This is a genomic window from Nitrincola tibetensis, from assembly GCF_003284585.1.
GTDB lineage: Bacteria > Pseudomonadota > Gammaproteobacteria > Pseudomonadales > Balneatricaceae > Nitrincola > Nitrincola tibetensis.
Genome location: NZ_QKRX01000006.1, coordinates 185517 through 200370, shown reverse-complemented (window position 1 = coordinate 200370; position 14854 = coordinate 185517). Strand labels below are relative to the sequence as shown.

The 14854-nt window shown below is 47.3% G+C and carries 15 protein-coding genes; 4 read left to right on the top strand and 11 right to left on the bottom strand.

What is annotated here, in order from left to right:
- The first annotated feature begins 78 nt into the window (after positions 1 to 78).
- The gene (olsF, locus tag DN062_RS10100; RefSeq protein ID WP_112159203.1) at positions 79 to 1800 is read left to right on the top strand and encodes a bifunctional ornithine lipid synthase OlsF; all 1722 of its coding nucleotides are present in this window, start codon (positions 79 to 81) and stop codon (positions 1798 to 1800) included.
- Between the two features lie 47 nt (positions 1801 to 1847).
- Here the strand turns inward: olsF and DN062_RS19075 are convergent, their stop codons facing one another.
- The 5 genes from DN062_RS19075 to DN062_RS10080 all read right to left on the bottom strand — a co-directional run bounded on the left by DN062_RS19075 (position 1848) and on the right by DN062_RS10080 (position 4649).
- On the bottom strand, positions 1848 to 1982 hold the full coding sequence (locus DN062_RS19075) for a hypothetical protein (RefSeq protein ID WP_275668119.1): 135 nt from the start codon (positions 1980 to 1982) through the stop codon (positions 1848 to 1850).
- Positions 1983 to 2084: 102 nt separating this feature from the next.
- Positions 2085 to 2567 carry a GNAT family N-acetyltransferase gene (locus tag DN062_RS10095; protein ID WP_239995758.1) on the bottom strand — a complete coding sequence of 161 codons (483 nt, stop codon included), beginning with the start codon at positions 2565 to 2567 and terminating at the stop codon, positions 2085 to 2087.
- A 14-nt stretch (positions 2568 to 2581) separates the two neighbouring features.
- Entirely contained in the window at positions 2582 to 2869 is a 288-nt protein-coding gene (locus DN062_RS10090; protein WP_112159201.1) for a type II toxin-antitoxin system TacA family antitoxin, read from the bottom strand.
- A gap of 257 nt (positions 2870 to 3126) precedes the next feature.
- Positions 3127 to 3879, bottom strand: a complete 753-nt coding sequence (locus tag DN062_RS10085; protein ID WP_112159200.1) for a hypothetical protein — start codon at positions 3877 to 3879, stop codon at positions 3127 to 3129.
- 11 nt (positions 3880 to 3890) lie between these two features.
- The gene (locus DN062_RS10080; RefSeq protein ID WP_112159199.1) at positions 3891 to 4649 is read right to left on the bottom strand and encodes a lipase family protein; all 759 of its coding nucleotides are present in this window, start codon (positions 4647 to 4649) and stop codon (positions 3891 to 3893) included.
- Positions 4650 to 4946: 297 nt separating this feature from the next.
- On the opposite strand from DN062_RS10080, the gene DN062_RS10075 reads away from it, so the two are divergent.
- Both DN062_RS10075 and DN062_RS10070 read left to right on the top strand, forming a co-directional pair.
- Complete coding sequence (locus DN062_RS10075) at positions 4947 to 5225, top strand: type II toxin-antitoxin system TacA family antitoxin (RefSeq protein ID WP_112159198.1); 279 nt, start codon at positions 4947 to 4949, stop codon at positions 5223 to 5225.
- Positions 5225 to 5725: a GNAT family N-acetyltransferase gene (locus tag DN062_RS10070; RefSeq protein ID WP_036513510.1), complete on the top strand. Its 501-nt coding sequence runs from the start codon at positions 5225 to 5227 to the stop codon at positions 5723 to 5725. Before DN062_RS10075 ends, DN062_RS10070 begins: the two co-directional genes overlap by 1 nt.
- Positions 5726 to 5980: 255 nt before the next feature.
- Here DN062_RS10070 and DN062_RS10065 read toward each other — a convergent pair whose 3' ends face one another.
- The 5 genes from DN062_RS10065 to phnD form a co-directional block, all read right to left on the bottom strand.
- Entirely contained in the window at positions 5981 to 6640 is a 660-nt protein-coding gene (locus tag DN062_RS10065; protein ID WP_112159197.1) for a histidine phosphatase family protein, read from the bottom strand.
- Between the two features lie 9 nt (positions 6641 to 6649).
- Positions 6650 to 7477 carry a phosphonate ABC transporter, permease protein PhnE gene (phnE, locus tag DN062_RS10060; protein ID WP_112159196.1) on the bottom strand — a complete coding sequence of 276 codons (828 nt, stop codon included), beginning with the start codon at positions 7475 to 7477 and terminating at the stop codon, positions 6650 to 6652.
- Positions 7477 to 8298 carry a phosphonate ABC transporter, permease protein PhnE gene (gene phnE, locus DN062_RS10055; protein ID WP_112159195.1) on the bottom strand — a complete coding sequence of 274 codons (822 nt, stop codon included), beginning with the start codon at positions 8296 to 8298 and terminating at the stop codon, positions 7477 to 7479. Before phnE (DN062_RS10055) ends, phnE (DN062_RS10060) begins: the two co-directional genes overlap by 1 nt.
- Positions 8295 to 9125: a phosphonate ABC transporter ATP-binding protein gene (gene phnC / locus DN062_RS10050; RefSeq protein WP_112159194.1), complete on the bottom strand. Its 831-nt coding sequence runs from the start codon at positions 9123 to 9125 to the stop codon at positions 8295 to 8297. Before phnC ends, phnE (DN062_RS10055) begins: the two co-directional genes overlap by 4 nt.
- Positions 9126 to 9204: 79 nt before the next feature.
- Positions 9205 to 10173, bottom strand: coding sequence for a phosphate/phosphite/phosphonate ABC transporter substrate-binding protein (gene phnD, locus DN062_RS10045; protein WP_112159193.1), 969 nt, complete (start codon positions 10171 to 10173; stop codon positions 9205 to 9207).
- Between the two features lie 181 nt (positions 10174 to 10354).
- Here phnD and DN062_RS10040 point away from each other — a divergent pair, with 181 nt between their 5' ends.
- Positions 10355 to 13003 carry a glycosyltransferase gene (locus DN062_RS10040; RefSeq protein ID WP_112159192.1) on the top strand — a complete coding sequence of 883 codons (2649 nt, stop codon included), beginning with the start codon at positions 10355 to 10357 and terminating at the stop codon, positions 13001 to 13003.
- Here DN062_RS10040 and DN062_RS10035 read toward each other — a convergent pair.
- Positions 13000 to 14796 carry a potassium/proton antiporter gene (locus tag DN062_RS10035; RefSeq protein ID WP_205126706.1) on the bottom strand — a complete coding sequence of 599 codons (1797 nt, stop codon included), beginning with the start codon at positions 14794 to 14796 and terminating at the stop codon, positions 13000 to 13002. The genes DN062_RS10040 and DN062_RS10035 overlap by 4 nt on opposite strands.
- Positions 14797 to 14854: the final 58 nt, after the last annotated feature.

The window sequence follows — 14854 nt, the reverse complement described above, 5'->3', positions numbered from 1 at the left end:
GAAATGACACGCAGTTGTCACGTGTCTTTCATCTAAATCAGGTTAGATCTTTATAGATAATCCCATAGGATCTGCCCGATGATTAGCATAGAAACCTTGATCTCTGAGAAGTATCCCAAGCTCTTAACCAAACCCAAAATGGTTAAAGGCCCGATTCTAAATATGCTCAGGCACTTATTTCATGAAGAAGAAGTGAACCTCTTCTTAAATCAGCACCAAGCCCTCGGTGCATTTGAATTTACCGATAAGGTATTGGAACACTTTAATATCAGTTATTTGGTGTCCGCACGCGAGAAGGAAAACATTCCAACTCAAGGTCGGGTGATCATCGTTGCCAATCATCCCCTTGGGACTCTAGATGGATTAGTGTTGTTAAAGCTGATCGGAGAAGTGCGCAAAGACGTCAAAATTATCGCCAATGATTTACTCTGGCAATTCGAGCCCTTGCGCCCTTTACTGCTGCCTTTAGATAACTTAAGCAAAAGCGGTTATCGGCAAACCCTGCGTAAAGTAACCGATTGTTTAAAGAAGGAAGAAGCGCTCATCATCTTCCCTGCAGGAGAGGTCTCAAGAGCCAGTGCCACCGGTATTAAAGATGGACCTTGGCAAAGTGGCTTTGTGCATTTCGCCCGTAAAACCAATACACCTATTCTACCCGTTCATTTAAGCAGCAAAAACTCAGCCTTATTTTACTCACTGTCTTTAATTTACCGCCCCATTGGCGGCTTAATGCTGGTGAATGAGATGTTTAAAAAACATGCCGAAGATATGCCGGTGCGCATCGGTGAACTGATCCCGTTAGAGCGTTTTGATGGCTCGGATTTACCGCTAAAAACAAAGATTAAGCTGTTAAAGAAGCATGTCTATCGTCTTCCTAAAAACAAAAAGCCTTTATTTGTTACCGAAAAGCCCATTGCTCATCCTGAGGAGCGTCTTGCTTTACGGCGCGAATTGCGCCAGGCCGAGCGTTTAGGCGTCACTCAGGAGGGCATGCAGATCTTTTTATTCGATTATCGGCCGGATTCGACGGTTCTTCGTGAACTGGGTCGTTTACGCGAACTCACCTTCCGTCGGGTGGGTGAAGGCACTGGGGAGCGTGTCGATGTGGACAGTTTCGACCGCCATTATCAACACCTGATCCTTTGGGATGATGAAGCCTTAGAGTTGGTGGGTGCCTATCGAATTGGTGATGGTAATACACTGATGAAAGAACTGGGCATTAAAGGCCTCTACTCATCTACGTTATTTAGTTACGCTGAAGAGTTTCACGCCACCTTAAACACCACGATTGAGCTAGGTCGCAGCTTTGTGCAACCCAAATACTGGGGACGCCGCAGCTTGGATTATCTCTGGTACGGGATTGGCGCGTATTTACGCTCACACCCCCACATAACCCATATGATCGGCCCTGTCTCGATTTCAGCAAAGCTCCCACAAACCGCGCGTGACTTGCTTGTCATTTACTATCGGCACTATTTTGGTGAAATCTCACAACTGGCCAGTGCCAATGCCCCCTACCTCGCCTCCGAAGCAGGGCTCCAAGAAGCGCAAAAACTCTTTACCTTCCAAGATGCCAAAGACGACTTCATTGTCTTGAAAGAGCGTTTGGATATGTACGGAGTTACCGTCCCTACGCTGTACAAACAATACACTGAGCTGTGTGAAGATGGCGGTGTACGCTTTCTCGACTTTAGTGTCGACGCGGACTTTGGCTACTGTATTGATGGGCTGGTCTTGGTGGGGATCGATAAGATTAAAGAGAAAAAGCGGCAGCGGTATATGACACCCTTCACATCCTAGGGAGAGGATTCCCATTACTGGGTGCTAACTGATTGTGCTGTATGTACTTACAGTAAAAGCTGTCTTTCGACTGCAAACCATTCACCCCACACCTTCATCGGTGTGCATACCCAGCGGATAATTTGATGCTGTAGAGAAGTGATGACTTGAGCAAAATGCAATTGCGCTACTGAATTAAACATTTAGGTAAGCCATATTTTGTAGTACGGAATACTTGGATGTAAACACAACATTTGTCAGTATACTGTACGTACACTAAGAAATTTACCCCCTTATCAATAGATTTAGATGGATTTGAGTGGAAGGAACAAGCGTTGGTTTCCTGAGCTGAGAAGCGAAAAACCGAATTGTTCATAGAAGTGCTGTGCTCGCTCATCAATGGCATCGACTACCATCGCGTAAATGGCGATCTCATCGCTGACGGCCAGCGTTCGCTTGATGGCATCGACCAACAACATTTTCCCCACCCCATGACTCTGAGCTGCTTGATTTACCGCTAACCTGCCAAGCAAGGCTGCTGGAACAGGATGCCGGGGGAGTTTACGAGCGAGAGCCAATGGCAATTGACCGAGTTCAATCGACAGGGTGGAGAGCGTGTAATAGCCCACTATACTATTCGGCCGCTCCACCGTAGTTGCCGCAAACACCCGGCTGACACGGCGCTTCACATCTTGGCGGGCCTGCTTTTGAATATAGTCATCCAGTGAGGCTACACCGCAATGAAATCCAAGTCTGTCATGATCACTATCCAGTGGCCGTATAACCAAATTTGAATAATCGGTCATGTGTTGGTGACGCGCTGATCATGTTCCTCGAAGGCGGCTGCCAGTTTTTTGTTGAAGCGGATCGGCTTGACCAATGCATTGAAGAAGGCTTCGGAGTCTCGGCTATTCAAGCTCATGACTTCATGCTCATGAATGGTTTTTTCGGCATGAGCCAACGCACTGGTCAGGATGAAATTGCTGACGGTCTTGCCTTCAAGGCTCGCGGCACGCTCTATCGCTCTCTTGGCGCTGTGTTTCAACCGGAGATTGATACGGTCTTGTTTGGTGTCTGTGGCTTCATCCATGGTGAATACCTCAATGTGAATTACATGAGATAATTGTACGTCATAATGGTGCCTCTATAAAGCTTCATGATAGTGTGACCTTCGAGTTGAAGCAGTCATCGAAACTGAATCGGGGGAAGTCCAGCTATTTTCCTCACGCTTAGCAGTTGATCAAAAACACCAAGGAAAAGGTCTAGGTAAATTGTTTCCGCACTGCGGAAACAATTGAGACGCACCCTCTTCTGAAGAAACCCAATGAATGGAGTACTAAATTAAAATCAGCGCTGTGCTACGCCTCCTTGACAAGGTCGATAAGGGGACTGCATCACGGGCTGTAGCTCTGTGGGTATGCGGAGCTTGAGGTAGCGAGCGGGGTCATGACTTTTTCCTGCCGCAAGATCATGGCGAAGCTGACCTCTTCCACTCTCCAACGGGTCATCTTCGCCAATATACAAATACACCACTGGATTTTTCCGGAAGGTAGTGCCCAGCTGGATTGCTTGAATGCCACTGCTTGTCAAATTTGTTCGATAACGCAGTAAGTAAGTTGAAACCAACTCCTCTCCATCCTGAATCACATAGCGAAAATTGAACTCATCGTTACTATCTGGGTAAGTATAAGGTCTATGTGGAAAATACCGAAAACCGCTCCGTACTAAGGTTTCTACTACATTATGAGTACCTTCGTCTTTCGGGAACTGTAAATTCACACTTGGTTCTAAGTACAATTGCATCTGCATCATTGGTTCATCAGGATGATTTGCCATCTCAGTCCAATATACTCTCACGGCCATCAAACCGGGGTCCATCTCTACCGCCTGTGTCGGCTCCAACGAAAATACACTGGCAAACTCGGCGTTATACGCCAGACCATCGTTAAACTCTCGGCAAGCCATAGTGCTGACCTCTGTCTGTTGGTCAGAAGCAGAAATAGCAAAGCTAGCTTTAGACTCACTGCTTACATCTTGGCAAGCGCTGAGAGACAGGGCAAGACTGCCAATTAATAAAAACTGCCTAGACATTACGACCATTCGAGAGGCTCCTAGTGGATGGGGTCACGCTCAAGGATTTGCACAAGATTTCGAATGCTATGCGCACACAGGGCGGTGCTCGTCCTCATCTGCAGAGTGGGTATCATTCCTAATTGTGAACGGTGACGATGGGTTTCAGGTAAGACTTGTCGCGCCTTTACCTCGCACTCTAGGTTCGGTACAGCTAGCAACTCTTGCATGGTTGCCGAACCAAAATGAGCGATAGGATCCCCTTCAGTTACGACATGGAGGCCTTTTCGGTGACTATTGTAATAAGAATCCAATCCATTCAACACACGGTCTCGTGCAAATCGTACAGAGCCCTCACCCCAAAGATAACGTGCACTGCGCATGACGCCCGGCGCATTGAATGTCACCGTAGGTAAATCACGTACACCCCGGCGCCACTTATCTACAGAACATAGAGCGGCCAACCCACCCCCTAAAGAATGACCCGTGATATACAGCTTGTGACCCTCACTTTGCTTTAGTGCATCTCGTAACGCCGCTAAGGCATCCGGATACTGCCTCACCATACGCCCTCGAAGTATGTCACGATTGCTGGCCATATCGCCATCTAACAGGCCGTCGGTTCCTCGATAGGCTAAAATATTTTCGAAAATACCATCCTCTAACTGACGTCTAAAAAGCACACCAAAAAATCCACTGGGACGGGGACCATATTCATGTAGCGCGACCCAACTACTTAACTTAGGTTCAGTTTTATAACTAGTTTCACACGCTTTTGCGAGATCTAACAGACTGGGCATCTTAATTCCTTATTCCTTGATGATGTGCTCTGCTATACATCCTTGCAGAGTTTTAAAAGCGGGATCGATACTAAAATAAATAGGCAGCTTTGTAAAATAAGGAAGCAGTCAGGAAACGGAGAGAGTAACCCGATTTAAGGCACCACTCGATTGACGGTAAAGACCGAACAGATTATCTCCGTTGATATACCAACATACCTTTTCATAGACTGCTGCACTCTAGTAAATACAAATGCAACGCTTGTCAGGATATTGTACGTACGCTACGATTAAGCCTATAGAATGATGGTGACGAATATGAACAATGTGAATCAATCAAAGACTGAACGGATCGATATTCGGGCGAATAGCGCTGTTAAGCAGTTATTACAGGATGCCGCACGTTCGTGTCATAAGAGTGTTAGTGAGTTCCTGCTGGATGCAGGAGTGACTGCAGCTAATCAAGCGTTGGCAGATCGCCAAAAATTTGTACTCAGTGATGAGCAATGGGCGGCTTTTCAAGATGCTCTGGATCGTCCCGCTCAAGCTAAACCGAACATGAAAAAATTGCTTAGCCAGCCAGGGCTTCTGGATTAATGGCTCGTTATCAACCCATTCGCAAACTTCAACCGACGGACTCTGTAAATGGATTTGATAGTGGGCAAACAGCTCTAGATCAATTTCTGAAACGATATGCGCTGATCAATCAAAAGGCCAACAGTGCACACACCTATGTGTGTTGCCTCGACGATGCAGTGGTGGGATTCTACAGTTTAACAGTCGGAAGTGTTGATCCAAGCTCCGCCCCAGAGAGAATCATAAAAGGATTAGCTCGACACCCCGTACCTGTCATGGTGTTAGCACGCTTAGCAGTTGATCAACAACACCAAGGAAAAGGTCTAGGTAAGGCTCTATTAAAAGACGCATTGCTGCGTACCGCACAAGCTGCTGACATCGCAGGTATTCGATGCCTGCTGGTTCATGCCAAGAATGAGACCGCTCGACAATGGTATGAAGCATGGGATTTCGAAAATAGCCCAACCGATCCATACCACTTATTTCTAATGCTTAAGGATCTCAAAGCATTATTAAAATAAAGCCTTTTCTGGCTCCAACGAAAATACACTGGCAAACTCGGCGTTATACACCAGACCATCGTTAAACTCTCGGCAAGCCATAGTACTAACCTCTGCCCGTTGGTCAGACGCAGAAAAGCAAGGCCAGATTTGGACTCACTACTTACATACTGGCAAGCGCTGAGGGACTGGGCATATTAAGGGGTGTAAAGTCCAGCGGAACGAAAACGTACACTAAGATATTTGCTCCCCTTAATTCCTTATTCCTTAATAGCCCTAAGACTTCAACGGCGCACTGGGTATGTCACTGCGCCCCACCCATTCCAACTGAATAAGCTCACTGGTCGGCGTGTCTTCAAAGCGCAAACGGCTAAGGCCGGCATAAGGCAAGTCAAAGAAGATTGCCTTTTCGAGTGGCTGTTGTAACACTTGGCGGATAATAAAGTTACAGGTGAACAAATGCGCCACAATCAACACGCGCTGGCCTTTGTACGCCTCTAAAATACGCGTCCACACTTGCTGTATCCGCAAGTCAAAGCGCTGGAAGGTTTCACCATTTTGTGGCGGATAATGCAAAGGGTCTGCCCAGAAAGCCGTAACCTGATCTGGGTATTCATCTATGGCCGGAAAACGAGCCTTCGCTTCGGCCATGGTCAGCCCCTCCCAGTCGCCCAGATGCATTTCAGCCAGGTCCGTCTCCACTGCCACGGGGATGTTATGCTTATCTCCTAACCAATGTGCAAACTCGCAGCAACGCAGTAAAGGCGACGTTACAATCGCATCCCATTGATTATACTCACCTACAGCCGCTTGCATTTGAGACCAGCCCAATAAGCTCAGAGGATGATCGGTACTGCCACGAAACTTGCGACCTCCCTCTGGCTCGCCATGACGTATCAGGTCGACCAGCGTTAAATTCGCATCTGTTAAACGCATGTTAAACCCTCACAAAAAGGCTTTGCGGACTTTAGCCGAGATCCACTCAGACACTAATACCGTCGCAAAGATTAAAATAAATATCATGCTGACTTTGTCCCAAGCCAGGGTATTGATTGCGGCGTTGAGCTGCAGACCTATCCCACCAGCGCCGACCAACCCCAACACCGTTGATTCACGAATATTGATGTCCCAGCGATAAATACTGATGCCGGCAAATGCGGGCATCACTTGCGGTAAAACAGCGTAGGCCATGACTTGCAATCGACTTGCACCGGTTGCGGTAATGGCTTCAACGGGTGTTGGGTGGATTTCTTCAATGGCTTCATAGAGTAGTTTTCCAACGAAGCCAATGGAGCGCAAAGCAATGGCCAAAATACCCGCTAGCAATCCAGGGCCAAGAATAGTGACCAGTAACATCGCCCAAATTAACGAGTTAATAGAGCGAGAGGAAACAATGATCATCAACGCTGCTGAGCGGATTAACGGATGTGGGGTTGTGTTCCGCGCGGCCAAAAATGCACAGGGGAACGCCATAATGATGCCCAATACGGTGCCAAATGTGGCGATGTTAAGAGTGTCCCACAGCGGCTGCCAAAGGTTAGGTGTATAGCTCCACTGTGGTGGAATCATCCTAGAGATGAGATCGGCTCCCTGTTTGGGTGCATCTTCAACAAAGACCCAAAGAGTGTTATCCGAAATCATTTTCCAACAAAGAATAAATAAAGAAACACCCAGCAACCAAGCCAACCAGCTTAACCATTGCTGCTTGCGTGTTTTAGCGCTCCACTGTGCATTTGCAAGCGATGTCGAATTGTCTAAATAACGGACTGGCATTACTGTACCCACCTGCGGATATAACCCGAGCAATATTCAGTTAACATGACAATCGCAATAATGATAATCAATATTGCCGCGGCAGTTCCGTATTCATAGCGACTCAGAGACGTGTTGAGCGTGGCACCTATACCTCCAGCCCCGACGATACCGATCACCGCGGATTCCCGAAAATTAATGTCCAATCGGTACACAGACAAACCGATCAACCTTGGCATCACCTGGGGTTGCACCGCATAATTCATTAACTGCAACCAACGCGCGCCTGTTGAACGTATGGCCTCCACTTGGCGCTCATCAATATCTTCGATGTCTTCAGCCAACAGCTTCGCCATAAAGCCCACCGTCGCGAAGGCCAGGGTAATCATGCCCGCTAAGGGACCAAAGCCAAACATCACCACAAACAGTATGGCAATAATGACTTCTTGGAAGGTACGCGAGATCGCGATAATGGAACGACAGAACAAGTAGACTGGCAAAGGCGCAATATTACGTGCGGCCCCAACGCCCACCGGAATCGCCAGTAACACGCCAATCACCGTCGAGGTGAAGGTCATGGTCAGGGATTCTAATAAGCCGTTGATAATATCCTGACTACGGGTGGTAAAATCCGGTTGTAAAAAGGCCGCTAAGAAGCGCGCAGCCCGGCTCATGCCTTCTGCAACACGTGCCCAATTGACATCAATGCTGAGAAAGGCCAAGCAGAAATACACCAATACAGCCAGAATCAACAGATAGCGATAACGCACATCTCGAATTAATGGCAAGGGACGCCACTGCCCCTGGCGAGCCAAATCGGTACGGGTAAACACAGGCTTCATACCAACGCCGCCTTAGAATCCATATACATCTGATCAGGTGCTTTATGTTTAGCGTTTTCTTCCTCATCCGCGTCTATTTGCGGATTCCAGTCTTCTTCTCCGTAGATCAGCGTTAGCATCTCTGTATCCAATGCATCTGGCTGACCGTCAAACACAACTTCTCCTGCTCTGAGCCCGATAATGCGGTCGGCAAATTGCTGTGCTAAATGTACGTCATGAATATTGATAATCGCCGACAACTGACGCTCCGCGCATAGCTCACGAATCAGGCGCATAATTTGGCGTGAGGTTTTCGGGTCTAGACTGGCGGTCGGCTCATCCACCAATAAAATCTGTGGGTTTTGTAACAAGGCTCGTGCAATACCAACGCGCTGGCGCTGTCCACCGGATAACTCATCGGCACGCTTATCAATAAATGACTCTAAGCCAACGCGCTCCAATAAACGAAAGGCTTCGACAATCACGTCTTGGGGATAGCGACGCAAAAAACTGCGCCAAAATCCGGTATAGCCTAAATAGCCAGACAGGACGTTTTCCATCACCGACAAACGATCAATCAGTGCATAATCCTGAAAAATCATTCCCATTCGACGACGAGCCGAGCGTAACTGGCGAGTATTCAGTTTGGTAATTTGAGTATCACCCAAAAAAACTTGACCTTCGGTCGGCTCAACCAGTCGGTTGACACAACGAATGAGCGTACTTTTTCCCGCACCAGAAGGACCTATAAGAGCAACGACCTGCCCTTTTGGAATCTGAATATTGACTTGAGTGAGGGCTTTATCACCCGTGTTATAGCGTTTACTTAAGGATTGAATGGTTAACATAACAAATGGCTCCTAAACTATACAAAAAAAACAGCCCCTCATTAAGAGGGGCCAAATGAGCGTAAGCTCGAGCCTTAAATCAATTGCAGTTGTAAGTCACATCCATCGCTTTATCGATCGTGCGAACCACTTCCCAATGTTCTTTGTAGGTAATCGGAATAAACTGAGCCTCACCTGAGTTTTTAAACTCAGCTTCTAAGGGTGAACCTGCCCACTCATAGCTGAAGAAGGCTTCTTGCACTTTTTCGGCTAACTCAGGTTTCAGGTTATAGACATAGCCGTAACCCGTGGTTGGGAAGGTTTGTGACGTGTAAATTGTGGTGTAATCGGCTTCAGATACAACATCTCTAGACACCATGCGCTTTAACACTGAGTTAGCGATAGCAGCGGCGTCGTAGTCTTTGTTGACAACACCTAGAATCGAGTTGTCATGGCTGCCTGAAAATGAAGGCGTAAAGTCCACGTCTGCCACCAAACCAAACTCTGCAGATAACAAGGCTGAAGGTGCTTTGAAGCCCGAGTTAGACGTTGGCGCGGTGAAGGCTAGGCTACGGCCTTTGATATCTTCAACCTTGGCAATCCCTGAATCAGGACGGGTGATGATTTCCATTTCATAACCGAAGCTGCCATCTTCCTGTGCCATCATTGTGAAAGGAACAAAGCCCGCGCAGTTAACCGCTATAGGGTTTGAACCTGTATTGAAGCCCGCCACATGAAGGCGTCCAGCACGCATGGCCTCTAACTGAGCCGCATTCGATTGCACTGGGAAGAACTGCACACGTTTACCAGTCACTTTTTCCATGTGCTTTAAGAAATCGTCCCACACCTGAGCGTAAACGGCAGGGTCTTCAACCGGTGTATAGGCAAAAATCAAAACATTAGGATCAATCCAATCCTTAGGATCTGTTGGCGCATCGGCCACCATATCACCGTTCGCATCCGTGAAACGAGGTGCCAAATCACTGGCCTGTAAGGTTGCGCTGGAGATCGCTAGACCTAACAACACGGGTAGCGTAGCGAATTTCTTAATTTCAGAGACGAGGTTCATTGAAGTTGTACCCTTGGTTTTAACTTAGGTCAAAACTTTAGTGAGACTTCGTGTCATTCGAGTGACGATTTTATGACAAAACAATTACGCCTTATTTAAGGGCCTTTTTCTGCCATTGTAAGAAAACTGTCACATAGGTTTCATACCATAGAATGTAACTTATTCTCAGGAACGCCTTGCCATGACGGGTAGCCCTTTTCACTCTCAGATTCGTCAAGAATATGATCGCTTTTTATTAGCACAAGAGCAGCGCTTTCCCGTTGAGAATCGGCTAAAAATTGACCTGCATTGTCATGATTTAAATAGCGATGTTCCTGATGAGCTCTGGGGGCGTTTGCTTAAGCTACCCGAGACTTGGTTGCCTTCAAATAAGCTATTGGAACGGTTGAATGATGCTGGGGCGGATTTAATGACCGTTACCAATCATAACAATGCTCGCTCCTGCTGGGCGTTGATGGACAAAGGGCTGGATATTCTCTCGGGCGCTGAGTTTACCTGCCACTTTCCTGATGACAGTTTAAGCATTCATGTCTTGGCCTATGGCTTCTCTCCGGCTCAAGAGATGCGGCTGAACAAACTACGATTCAATATTTTTCAGTTCCAAGCCTATGCGCTTGAACAAGATATTCCCACGGTTTTACCCCATCCCTTATTCTTTTATACCGCTAAAAAGAAGCCAAGCATCGAATTACTGGAAAAGTTCGCCCTATTGTTTGAGCGTTTTGAAGTGCTCAACGGTCAACGCGGTTATTGGCAAAATCATCTAACCCAACGTTGGGTCGCCAGTTTGACAGATGAAAAAATCACACAACTGGCACATAAACACAAAATTAATCCAGCCGATTTTTCTGCTCATCCGTTTAACAAATGCATGACGGGCGGCTCCGATGACCATAACGGCATTTTTGCAGGAGAATGTGGCACGTTCCTGCATGTGGATAACTTGGCAGAGCGGCGTAAAACCACACCCTTATCGCAACTGGCGCTAGAGGCCCTACGCAAGGGGTATACCGCTCCCTATGGAGAACCCGGTGAAGAGGAACGCCTAACCACGGCCTTTCTGGACTATTTCGCGCAGGTGACGCTGAACATGGAGGATCCCGGCCTGTTGCGTTTAATGCTGCATAAAGGCAGTTTACAAGACAAAGTGATGTGTTTGGCGGTCAGTAATGCGATGCAAGAATTACAACGCCACAAATACACACTTAGCTTTTTAAAAACCTTTCATCAAGCCCTGCATGGCCAATCACCTGCCCTGTGGAAAAGCTTAGGCGTCAGTAAAGCCTTCAAACCCACGTTAAAAATTATTAAAGACATTGCCAAAGCCCGCCAACAGCAGCCTAAGCATTTTACAGCAACCCTACGCCAAACCCTTCCCGCCTTATATCGAGAAGTGACTCAGATCTTTTTTGACCGCGTAGAGCACGAAATTCTATCCTTGCCCAAGCAAACCCTCAAACGCATCAACGCCCAAACCTTAATTGAGCATTTCGAGCTGCCGACCTCGTTTAGAAGTCTGTTTAACAACAGCTACGCTAAGCATCCACGCATGACTGATTTGAACATTTTTGGCTTGCTCGATCAGGTTACCTTTCCAGCGCTGGCGACCTTTGTCATAGGCGGAGCCTCTTTTGCAGGCAGCCAAGTGCTCTACGCCAACCGCAACTTTTTAAACGATCTTGCCGAGGATTTACAAGAAGGCCAGCATTCAAAGCGCGTGCTTTGGTTAACCGATAGCTTTTCCGATGCCAATGGTGTGTCCTCGGTGCTGCAGTCGACCCTTGCTCATGTACAAACGCATCAACTGCCGATTGATATGCTGATCTGTCATCCCACTCAGGAGGCGCAGGCACATCTTCATGTTTTAAAGCCGATGAAGTCCTTTAGTATTCCATCGCTGAGTGAACAAACGCTCTATATCCCAGACATGCTCGAGGTACAAACACTGTTTGAAGTGGGTGGCTATGATCGAATCATCTGCTCCACAGAGCTGGTGATGGGGCTCATCGCTTTGTATCTGAAAAAAGCCTTTTCAGTGCCCACCTACTTCTATATGCATACAGACTGGAATGAGTTCTTTAAGCGTAGCGCCGCACTGGATGCGCAGTCCAGCGACCGCCTCCGACGGCTGTTACGCTTTTTTTATCAACAGTACGACGGCTTGTTTGTCCTCAACTCCGACCACAAAGCGTGGCTAGCCTCCGAGGCAATGGATTTTCCAATTGAACGTCTCTATAGCACTCAGCATTGGATAGATGCGCGTTATGTCGAAGCTGGCAGCCAGCGCCGTGATATGCAACTAGGTAAAACACTGCTGTTTGCTGGGCGCATCAGTCGTGAGAAAGGCGTATTGGATCTACCCGCTATTTTTGCTGCCATCAAAACTATCCACCCAGATGCCCAATTGTTGATTGCGGGCAAAGGCCCTGCACTGAAAAAGCTACAAAAACGTATGCCGGATGCCTGCTACTTAGGATGGGTTGAGAAAGATAAGCTCGCCTCGCTGTACCTGCAAGCCGATCTGCTCCTGCTACCCTCGCGTTTTGATACCTTTGGCTGTGTAGTGTTAGAAGCGATGGCAACGGGCCTTCCTGTTGTGGCGTATAACGTAAAAGGCCCGAAAGACATTATTCAGCATGGCGTTAACTCCTTTACCGCTGAAAATGCGACAGAAATGGCACAGATTGTCTGCCAATACTTACACTGGGAGCTGCAAGCGCGCCAAAAACTTCAAAATGGCGCGCAACTTCGGGAAACTGAATATCGAGCAACAGAGATCATGGCGAAATTGATGTTAGATGTGGGCCTAGAGCCCATTCATCACGACTAACTTTTACGGCTCATCCAATCCCTAATCTTCGTGTATAAGTGCATCTTGGATCGCTGATGTTTTCGCACATACGCAAAGGGCCTATTTTCAGGTAAAAGTGAAATGCCTACCTCTGTGATTGTTTTCCCTTGATGCACGCGCCTAGCCACAAGATCTATCGCGCCTACTGCAACTCGATCTCCTGCAACGGGTTGCCCACCCAACTCAGACATCATGAATTCACTAACCGTAACATCAGAGGGTATATCTTGAGACGCAATTTGCAAGCCATAGGACTTCGCGACATCTATTAACAAGGCATCGGCGTTTACTAAAAACTCACCAAAATATTCTTTATCACTCTGATCTGGTGTTTTAAGTTGGGAAAATAATCGATCCAGTAAGGGTGTATATTCGGGCGGTGTAAACACGTACACAAGATCACCAGGATCCAGATGCTCGACATGCTCAGGATGTATTGATCGACCATTTCGAACCACTAATGCTGGCCTAGCCCACCTAGGTAGCGTGGTTTTGTCTTTTATCAGTGGGCTGTTTTCAGGCACGCGGTAAATTAAAAAATCATGCTTAGGGCTACCGGGTAATTCCAGCTCAATTCGTTCTAAAGGCCCTGCACCTGATGGAACAATCAATTTCAACCACTTCGCAGCAGGCTTAATTGTCCAACCTTGCACAAGTAATGACGTTACAACCATGATAAAAGCAATGTTTATAAAGACGTCCGCACCTTCAACCCCCATGACCGCTGGTAAGATAGCCAAAAGGATAGAGACCGCGCCACGCAACCCAACCCACGAATTGAAAGCGATTGTTTGTCGGTCGTAGCGGAAGGGTATTAAACACAACATCACTGCGAGTGGGCGGCCAATAAAGATAAGAAACAGCCCAAGTAAGAGTGCAGGCACGAAAACAGCACCAAACTCTGAGGGTGTCACAAATAAGCCAAGCACCAAAAACATCACTATCTGCGCAAGCCACGTCATACCTTGTTGATAGCGCCGTAAAACTGATGAGCCCTTCATCGATCGGTTACCCGCCACGATGCCTGCGACATAAATGGCCAAAAACCCGCTGCCGCCAAAATAAGAAGCGATGCCGAAAACACAGAGGGCACAAGACATAACCAGGATTGGGTAAAGTGCCTCTTCAAGACGAACTCTGTTAATGACTTCAACGATCAGATAGCCACCGATAAAGCCTATCACTAGGCCTAGACCCATTTGCATACCGAAACCATGAAGGAAATTGGTCACCACACTGCCACGAGCATCTGTGATGATCATTTCTATCAACAAGATAGTTAAAAAGATCGCCATCGGATCATTCGAGCCTGATTCGACCTCCAACATAGATCGAACACGTTTGTATATTTTGACCCCTCCTGTGCGTAATAAAAAGAATACGGCAGCGGCGTCAGTTGAGCTAATAATAGCGCCCATCAACAGGGCATATAACCAAGGCAAATTAAATAGAAAATGGGCGGCTACCCCAACAAACATTGTGGTCAGAAAGACCCCAACAGTGGCGAGAACAAATGCGGGAGCAGCCGCACGTTTCAATGTCTGCACACGGGTTCCAAAACCCGAGTCGAATAAAATCACCGCCAGAGCAAGGCTCCCGATAAAATACGCCTGCTCTGCATCGTTAAACTCTAACCCTAGGCCATCTTCACCTGCAATTAATCCGATACACAGGAATACCAAAAGCAGTGGCGTGCCAAAGCGAAATGCGAAAGTACTGGAAAGGATGGACAGGGCAATGAGTCCTGCCCCAACAAGAATAATATTTGACATCCAATCCACAAACGAGACCCCACTGAGAGCTTATTAAAATAATTATTACGACTCTTCG

What these genes read in the sequence shown, in the direction of transcription:
- olsF (WP_112159203.1), top strand. Translation starts at nt 79, where the DNA reads ATGATTAGCATAGAAACCTTGATCTCTGAGAAGTATCCCAAGCTCTTA.
- DN062_RS19075 (WP_275668119.1), bottom strand. Translation starts at nt 1,982, where the DNA reads ATGTTTAATTCAGTAGCGCAATTGCATTTTGCTCAAGTCATCACTTCT.
- DN062_RS10090 (WP_112159201.1), bottom strand. Translation starts at nt 2,869, where the DNA reads ATGGATGAAGCCACAGACACCAAACAAGACCGTATCAATCTCCGGTTG.
- DN062_RS10085 (WP_112159200.1), bottom strand. Translation starts at nt 3,879, where the DNA reads ATGGTCGTAATGTCTAGGCAGTTTTTATTAATTGGCAGTCTTGCCCTG.
- DN062_RS10080 (WP_112159199.1), bottom strand. Translation starts at nt 4,649, where the DNA reads ATGCCCAGTCTGTTAGATCTCGCAAAAGCGTGTGAAACTAGTTATAAA.
- DN062_RS10075 (WP_112159198.1), top strand. Translation starts at nt 4,947, where the DNA reads ATGAACAATGTGAATCAATCAAAGACTGAACGGATCGATATTCGGGCG.
- DN062_RS10070 (WP_036513510.1), top strand. Translation starts at nt 5,225, where the DNA reads ATGGCTCGTTATCAACCCATTCGCAAACTTCAACCGACGGACTCTGTA.
- DN062_RS10065 (WP_112159197.1), bottom strand. Translation starts at nt 6,640, where the DNA reads ATGCGTTTAACAGATGCGAATTTAACGCTGGTCGACCTGATACGTCAT.
- phnE (WP_112159196.1), bottom strand. Translation starts at nt 7,477, where the DNA reads ATGCCAGTCCGTTATTTAGACAATTCGACATCGCTTGCAAATGCACAG.
- phnE (WP_112159195.1), bottom strand. Translation starts at nt 8,298, where the DNA reads ATGAAGCCTGTGTTTACCCGTACCGATTTGGCTCGCCAGGGGCAGTGG.
- phnC (WP_112159194.1), bottom strand. Translation starts at nt 9,125, where the DNA reads ATGTTAACCATTCAATCCTTAAGTAAACGCTATAACACGGGTGATAAA.
- phnD (WP_112159193.1), bottom strand. Translation starts at nt 10,173, where the DNA reads ATGAACCTCGTCTCTGAAATTAAGAAATTCGCTACGCTACCCGTGTTG.
- DN062_RS10040 (WP_112159192.1), top strand. Translation starts at nt 10,355, where the DNA reads ATGACGGGTAGCCCTTTTCACTCTCAGATTCGTCAAGAATATGATCGC.
- DN062_RS10035 (WP_205126706.1), bottom strand. Translation starts at nt 14,796, where the DNA reads ATGTCAAATATTATTCTTGTTGGGGCAGGACTCATTGCCCTGTCCATC.